Below are 6,498 nucleotides of genomic sequence, written 5' to 3'. Positions count from 1 at the left end.
ATCCAAAGCTAAACGCTCTTGCTCTCACCCTGTTAGGACTGACTGGCTTCTTGACCAGCGATTCGTCCGAAGGTGAAGATGTCGGCTAGGGAGTTGCCGCCTAAGCGGTTGCCTGCATGGATACCGCCTGCTACTTCACCTGCCGCATAGAGACCTGGTATCGCTTGGCCATCTGCATCGAGGACTTGGGCCTGGCTATTGATCCGCAAGCCGCCCATGGTATGGTGGATGGCCGGCTTGCGCGGCGTTGCATAGAAGGGGGCTTCCTCTACTTTGAGATCAAAAGCTCCTTTGTTGAAGTCAGGGTCTTCTCCAGCTTCCACATAAGAGTTATATTTTTTCACAGTCTCTTCCAATTGCTCAGGATCCATATCAATCTGCCGAGCCAAATCTGCGACCGTATCGGCCTTGTAGAGGGTCCCGTCAGCAACTTGTTGGTCAATCTTTTCCTGGCTGGTGTTATAGGCCGTAGCCTTGATGCGTTCATCCGCAATCAGGTAGAAGAGGCCACCATTAGCGATCGCCGCAGCTGAAATCTCATCACGCGTGCCAAATTCATTAACGAAACGTTGGCCTTCCTGGTTAACCATAAGGAAGTTAGCGGGTGGGACTTGGAGACCTGTGAAGAGGGCACCTGTTTCTGGGTCACAGGTTGGCAGCATCTGAATCATGCCCATATCCACTAGGTCAGCGCCGACTGCTTGGCCCAGACGGATGCCGTCACCTGTAATCGCTGGCGAATTAGAGGTCTTCACATCATCATCAATCCGTTCCCAGTAAGTATTATACTCTTGGAGCATGGGGGTATTGGCCCCGAAACCACCCGTTGCTAAAACAAGAGCCTGGGCTTCGATCCGCATGGCCGCGCCTTGATAGGTCCCTTTTGCGCCGACGACTTGGCCTTGGTCGTCTTGGATCAGCTCAGTCACATCAGCTTCCGTATAAATGCTGCCCCCCTCTTTTTCGATAAAGCTCTCAAGGGCGTGGACATAGGCATAGCCTTCATCGGAACGTGGCTTGTGACCCCGCCGCCACATAGCCCCCACTGGCATATCAACATGGTCGCGGTCGAAGTCCACACCAAGCTCAGTTAACCAGTTCACACTGTCTAAAACATTGTCTGTCAAGGTCTTAACCAAGTCATAGTTACCATAAACCCGGTTACCAGACAAGTCTTCACGTTTGCCACCCAGATAGGTTTGAATGCGGTGAAGGAGAACCGAGTCAAAGAGATAGGCCTCCCCTTCTTCATTAGCTTCTAAATAGTCTTGGATTTGTTGGCGAAGTTCGCGGAAGTCTTCTAAGTATTCGTCATCAATCTCCGCTTCAGGCGTCGCTGCAATCTCTTCTAGCGTATGCCCTTCGCCTGGCAAAGCAGCAAATTGATTTTGCCAGTCTGGGTCAGCCGCATTCATCGGTCCCCCTGTTCGCACGGTATTGCCCCCAATAGCTGGGAACTTGTCCAGGACGATAACTTGCTTGCCTGCTTGAATAGCTGAGGCAGCAGCGGCTAAACCAGCACCCCCGCCCCCAATCACGAGGACATCTGTCGTTTCTTCCAGGGCTTCGGCTGCCTGGTGTTGGACCTTAGGACGAGCTTTTAAGACTTCGGGATCAGCTCCGGCCTGGCGCACAGCTTCGGCTACCCCATCAATAATCCCTTGGCTGGAGACCGTTGCTCCTGAGACGGCATCCACATTCAAGGTCTGCCCTTCGATGATATCAGCCGGAACCTTGACGAATACCGGGTTGGCAATCCCCTTACTCTCCGAACTGGCATCAACTTCGATCCGTTCAATCCGGTCTTCCGAGAGCTCAACCTCCATAGGCAAAGCGCTGTTATGGCCAGCTGCCTCCACCTGGTAGGTCCCCGGCTGGTAACGCAATTCTTGATCAGTCATTTTGCTTCCCCTCTTTCGTGATTATTCTCACAATAAGGGTAACACATTCCAGACAATTATTCAGTGCCCAAGCCTCAAATAACAAAAAGTAGCCGCGCTGGTTCCCGGCTACTTTTTCTGGGTTAAAAAATTGACGATTAGTCTTTATCAGATGGTCCTTCCACGGCGCGTATAACATTGACCATTTCGATAGCTGCTTGGGCACACTCAGAACCCTTGTTACCTGCCTTGGAACCGGCCCGCTCGATGGCTTGTTCGATGGTATCGGTCGTGATAACACCGAAGAGGACAGGGAGCCCTGTCGCCATAGATACTTGTGAAATGCCCTTGGAGACTTCGGCGCAGACATAGTCATAGTGGGAAGTTGCCCCGCGGATCACGGCACCCAGGCAAATAATGGCGTCATAGCGGCCCGTCTCAGCCATTTTCTTAGCGAGCAAGGGGATTTCGAAAGCCCCAGGAACCCAGGCCACATCGATGGCTGCTTCTGCCACGCCTTCGCGCTTGAGGCTGTCGAGGGCGCCGGATAAGAGTTTTGACGTAATAAAATCATTGAAGCGGGAAACAACAATCCCTACTTTCATATCTTCTGTGTATAAGTTGCCTTCAAATCTTGTCATTTAATTGTCCTCCTTTAAGTCTAATAGGTGTCCCATCTTAATTTTCTTGGTCAATAGGTAGTTGGCATCGTGGGCATTGGCTGGAATTTCCAGAGGCAGGCGCTCTGTAACCGCGATACCATTGGCTTCGAGTTCTTGGACCTTGTCAGGGTTGTTGGTCAGCAAGTGAACCGAGCGAAGCCCTAAAGCCCGGAGCATCTGCGCCCCGAGATAGTATTCCCGAGCATCGGCAGGTTGGCCTAGAGCAAGGTTGGCTTCCAGGGTATCCAGTCCTTCCTCCTGCAGGTGATAGGCCTTGAGCTTGTTAACCAGGCCAATCCCCCGACCTTCCTGGCGCATATAGAGGAGGACGCCCTGGCCCGCTTGGCTAATCTGAGCCAAAGCCTGGTCGAGCTGGGCGCCGCAGTCACAGCGCTCTGAGCCAAAGACATCCCCAGTCAGGCATTCCGAGTGCAGGCGGCAGATGACGTCCTCTGCCTGGTCCAAGTCCCCCATGGTCAAGGCCAGGTGCTCTTGACCGGTCAAGCGGTCGACGAAACAAGCCAGGCGGAAGTCCCCATAGCGCGTGGGCAGGGCCACGTCGGCTAGCTTGTCCAGGAGCTGGTCATAACGTTTGCGGTAGGCTTGGAGGTCTTCAATGGTCAAGAAGTCCAAGCCGTGATCCTTGGCAAAAGCCTTGAGCTCGGGCCCTCGCATCATCTGGCCATTGTCCGCCATGATTTCACAGCAGAGCCCACAAGCCTCTAAACCAGCCAAGGCCACCAGGTCAACCGTCGCTTCCGTATGGCCATTGCGTTCCAGGACCCCACCCGACTTGGCCACCAAGGGAAACATGTGACCCGGCCGGCGAAAGTCTTCAGGACAGGCATCTTCAGCTACAACTTTACGGGCCGTCAAGCCCCGCTCTTCGGCTGAAATCCCCGTCGTCGTCGCCACATGGTCGATAGAAACCGTAAAGGCCGTCTGGTGGTTGTCAGTATTGTGGGCCACCATGGGCTGGAAGTCGAGTTTTTGGGCAATGGCTTCGCTCATCGGCATGCAGATCAAGCCCTTTGCCTGGCTAGCCATGAAGTTGACATTGTCTGTGGTCGCAAATTCGGCGGCACAGATCAAATCCCCCTCGTTTTCACGGTCCTCATCGTCCATGACAAGCACCAGCTTGCCTGCTTTAAGGGCAGCTAATGCCTTTTCCACACGTTCTTTAAACATCCTTATCCTCCTCCTAGAATCCTTGCTCGCGCAAGTAGGCCTCAGTCAGGTCAGAAGATTCTGCCTTAGCCATAAAACGTTTCACATATTTACCAATCATATCGGTCTCAATATTGACCCAATCGCCGACCTTCTTCTGTGTCAGGTTGGTCTGGTCCAGGGTATGAGGGATGATAGACACCCGAAAGCCTTGCTGGTCGACTTGGACCAGGGTCAAGCTTATCCCATCGATGGCCACACTGCCCTGGTTGACCATATCGTCCAAGAGATCCTTGCCCGCCCTAAAATCATAGAGTACCGCATTGCCCTGGGGACGGATGGCTTGAAGCTGGGCCTTACCATCAATATGGCCCGAAACAAAGTGACCGCCTAAACGGTCCGAAGCTGCCATGGCCCGTTCCAGGTTGACTGCGGATCCCCGGTCGAGCTGGGCCAGAGCGGTCATCTGCCAGGTCTGGGGCATCACGTCAACTGTGAAAGAAGATTGGTCAAAATCGGTCACGGTCAGGCAGATCCCATTGACCGCCACACTATCCCCTACTTGGATGCCCTCAAGAACCCTGGCAGCCCCAATTTGGACCACACAGGCCTGGGAGGACTTCTTGATGGCCTTGATCTTCCCTACTTCTTCAATTAATCCGGTAAACATCCGGTCACCACCTTACTTTCTATCAAAACATCTTTTCCGACTTGAGACCAGGCAAAGGATTCGAGTTGAATAGCTTGGTCTGGCGTTTCAACGCCTTGGCCAGCGACCGGCGACATGGCCTGGCCACCGAATAGCTTAGGAGCGATGTAAGCGTGGACTTCATCGACAAGGCCCAGCGCCAGAGCTGACCAGGTCAGGGTGCCCCCTGCTTCTAAGAGGACGCTATCCAGATCCATCTCCCCGAGTCGGGTCATCAATTCAACCAGGTCCAAGTGACCTTGGCGGCGGCCCAGCTCGATGATGCCACAGCCCGCGTCTCGGTAAGGCGCTTGGCGGTCCGCCTCCCGGCAGGTCGTCGCCAGATAGCTAGGTACTTGGTCAGCCGTCCGGACGACTTGACTGTCTAAAGGCGTTCTGAGCTCTGAGTCGCAGATAATCCGGACTGGGTCCATGCCCCCATCCAGCCGGCAGGTCAGGAGGGAATCATCAGCCAGGATGGTATTGACCCCCACCATGATCGCTGAGAGCGCATGGCGGGTCTGGTGGACACGCTGGCGGGCTTCCGGCCCCGTCACCCAGCGCGAGGCCCCCGTCCGCGTAGCAATCTTACCGTCTAAAGTCATGGCGTACTTGGCTACCATATAAGGCCTATGACTAACGATAAATTTTTCAAAGACCCGGTTTAAGTGCTGGCATTCTTTTTCTAGGACACCAACTTTAACTTCCAAGCCCGCTTCCTTGAGGGCTTGAACCCCCTTGCCTGCCACCTTGTCATGGGGGTCTAGGCTTCCGACAACCACCCGCTGGATCCCACTTTCAATCACAGCTTCCGTACAAGGCGGGGTCTTTCCATAGTGGCAACAAGGTTCCAAGTTCACATAGAGGGTAGCCCCCTGAGGATCTTCCTGACACGCAGCCAAAGCTTCCCTCTCCGCATGGGGCTTGCCGTAAGCTGTGTGGTAACCCTGGCCTAAGACCCGGCCCTCCTTAACGATCACGGCTCCCACTAAGGGATTCGGATTCACCCAGCCCCGACCTTTTTCAGCCAGGTCCAGGGCTTGCTGCATCCATTCTTCATCTCGCATCGAAACACCTCCAAAAAAATAATGCCTTGAATAGAGCTATCCAAGACATTACAAAGAAAAGATTTAATTTGGCTAATAAAAAAATACTCTGAAACGATCATTGTCATTCCAGAGCATTCAAAAGCGCTAATTTCTTCTTTCGATCTTCTTTCATCCAGACTATACTGTCGGCTTTGGAATCTCACCAAATCAACCTTGCGGCTCGTGGGCTTTACCACCGGTAGGGACTTGCACCCTGCCCTGAAGATAGATATTCAACTGCCTATATTATAGCCAGCCCCCCTAACAAAGTCAAGAGATATCCTGAAAAGGTTTACATCAAGCTTGACAGGCAGGGTCGAACTTTCTAAACTTAAATTAAAAATAGCAAGGAGCCCCCTCATGAAAAAAGTGCCCGATCCCCGCCTACCATGACGAGGCCTTCCCTACCATCCTTGCCCAAGATAAGCAAGGCTTCTACTTCGTGATGGCCATGCCTTACGGGATCGACCCCGACCAATTGAAAGCTGGCGACCCATACGAAGCCTACACCATCATAGGTGGGGAGAGCGTAGACCTTGCCCCCTTGCGATTAAATAGCGACCAAGAGACGACCCAGGTCATCCATGCCAGCCGCATTCTCCGTGATGGCATGGAAATCAGTCAGTAGAAAGAAAGCGGACGAGCTTGGGCTGGTCCGCTTTTTGATGCTGTGCTTTGTTATCTCTGGCTTTTGATTTGCACTCAAATCTGATGAACGCAAACTCATATTCCCAATTTGCTCATAAAGTTGTCGAGCACAAACTCATGTTTTCAATTTGCACTCAAAGCTCGTGAACGCAAATTCACACTCCCAATTTGCACATAAAGTTGTCGAGCGCAAATTCACTCTCGCTATTTGCATATAGACCTTCCATATGCAAGTAGAAAAGCTTTAAGTACTGCTTACCTGAATCTCATTTGCTCCAGTGAATGCAAGCTACCCCCTCTTCCTCACGCCCTGTATAGTCGGGTTCGCAAGAGCAGACTTGAAGTGACTTCACCCAATCGGAACG

At 52.8% G+C, this 6,498-nt stretch carries 6 protein-coding genes and 1 riboswitch; of the genes, 1 reads left to right on the top strand and 5 read right to left on the bottom strand.

Going from position 1 to position 6,498, the window contains the following annotated elements; translation table 11 throughout:
* Positions 1-32: 32 nt before the first annotated feature.
* The 5 genes from HMPREF3090_RS01460 to ribD all read right to left on the bottom strand — a co-directional run bounded on the left by HMPREF3090_RS01460 (position 33) and on the right by ribD (position 5,464).
* The gene (locus HMPREF3090_RS01460) at positions 33-1,901 is read right to left on the bottom strand and encodes a flavocytochrome c (protein WP_067975455.1); all 1,869 of its coding nucleotides are present in this window, start codon (positions 1,899-1,901) and stop codon (positions 33-35) included.
* 137 nt (positions 1,902-2,038) lie between these two features.
* Positions 2,039-2,521, bottom strand: coding sequence for a 6,7-dimethyl-8-ribityllumazine synthase (gene ribE, locus HMPREF3090_RS01455; RefSeq protein WP_067975452.1), 483 nt, complete (start codon positions 2,519-2,521; stop codon positions 2,039-2,041).
* Positions 2,522-3,730 carry a bifunctional 3,4-dihydroxy-2-butanone-4-phosphate synthase/GTP cyclohydrolase II gene (locus tag HMPREF3090_RS01450; RefSeq protein ID WP_067975448.1) on the bottom strand — a complete coding sequence of 403 codons (1,209 nt, stop codon included), beginning with the start codon at positions 3,728-3,730 and terminating at the stop codon, positions 2,522-2,524.
* Between the two features lie 13 nt (positions 3,731-3,743).
* Positions 3,744-4,379 carry a riboflavin synthase gene (gene ribE / locus HMPREF3090_RS01445; protein ID WP_067975446.1) on the bottom strand — a complete coding sequence of 212 codons (636 nt, stop codon included), beginning with the start codon at positions 4,377-4,379 and terminating at the stop codon, positions 3,744-3,746.
* Positions 4,364-5,464 (bottom strand): bifunctional diaminohydroxyphosphoribosylaminopyrimidine deaminase/5-amino-6-(5-phosphoribosylamino)uracil reductase RibD, encoded by a 1,101-nt coding sequence (gene ribD / locus HMPREF3090_RS01440; protein ID WP_067975442.1) that lies wholly within the window; start codon positions 5,462-5,464, stop codon positions 4,364-4,366. Before ribD ends, ribE (HMPREF3090_RS01445) begins: the two co-directional genes overlap by 16 nt.
* A 138-nt stretch (positions 5,465-5,602) precedes the next feature.
* A riboswitch (FMN riboswitch) is annotated at positions 5,603-5,716 on the bottom strand.
* A gap of 214 nt (positions 5,717-5,930) precedes the next feature.
* On the opposite strand from ribD, the gene HMPREF3090_RS01435 reads away from it, so the two are divergent.
* On the top strand, positions 5,931-6,113 hold the full coding sequence (locus HMPREF3090_RS01435) for a hypothetical protein (protein WP_067975439.1): 183 nt from the start codon (positions 5,931-5,933) through the stop codon (positions 6,111-6,113).
* The last annotated feature ends 385 nt before the right edge of the window (positions 6,114-6,498 follow it).

This window comes from Aerococcus sp. HMSC23C02, assembly GCF_001806805.1.
GTDB lineage: Bacteria > Bacillota > Bacilli > Lactobacillales > Aerococcaceae > Aerococcus > Aerococcus sanguinicola.
The sequence above is the reverse complement of the archived record's forward strand: the minus strand, read 5'-3'. Positions and strand labels throughout refer to the sequence as shown.

Excerpts from the sequence above, each read along its gene's own strand:
- HMPREF3090_RS01460 (WP_067975455.1), bottom strand. The coding sequence starts at position 1,901 with ATGACTGATCAAGAATTGCGTTACCAGCCGGGGACCTACCAGGTGGAG.
- ribE (WP_067975452.1), bottom strand. The coding sequence starts at position 2,521 with ATGACAAGATTTGAAGGCAACTTATACACAGAAGATATGAAAGTAGGG.
- HMPREF3090_RS01450 (WP_067975448.1), bottom strand. The coding sequence starts at position 3,730 with ATGTTTAAAGAACGTGTGGAAAAGGCATTAGCTGCCCTTAAAGCAGGC.
- ribE (WP_067975446.1), bottom strand. The coding sequence starts at position 4,379 with ATGTTTACCGGATTAATTGAAGAAGTAGGGAAGATCAAGGCCATCAAG.
- ribD (WP_067975442.1), bottom strand. The coding sequence starts at position 5,464 with ATGCGAGATGAAGAATGGATGCAGCAAGCCCTGGACCTGGCTGAAAAA.
- HMPREF3090_RS01435 (WP_067975439.1), top strand. The coding sequence starts at position 5,931 with ATGGCCATGCCTTACGGGATCGACCCCGACCAATTGAAAGCTGGCGAC.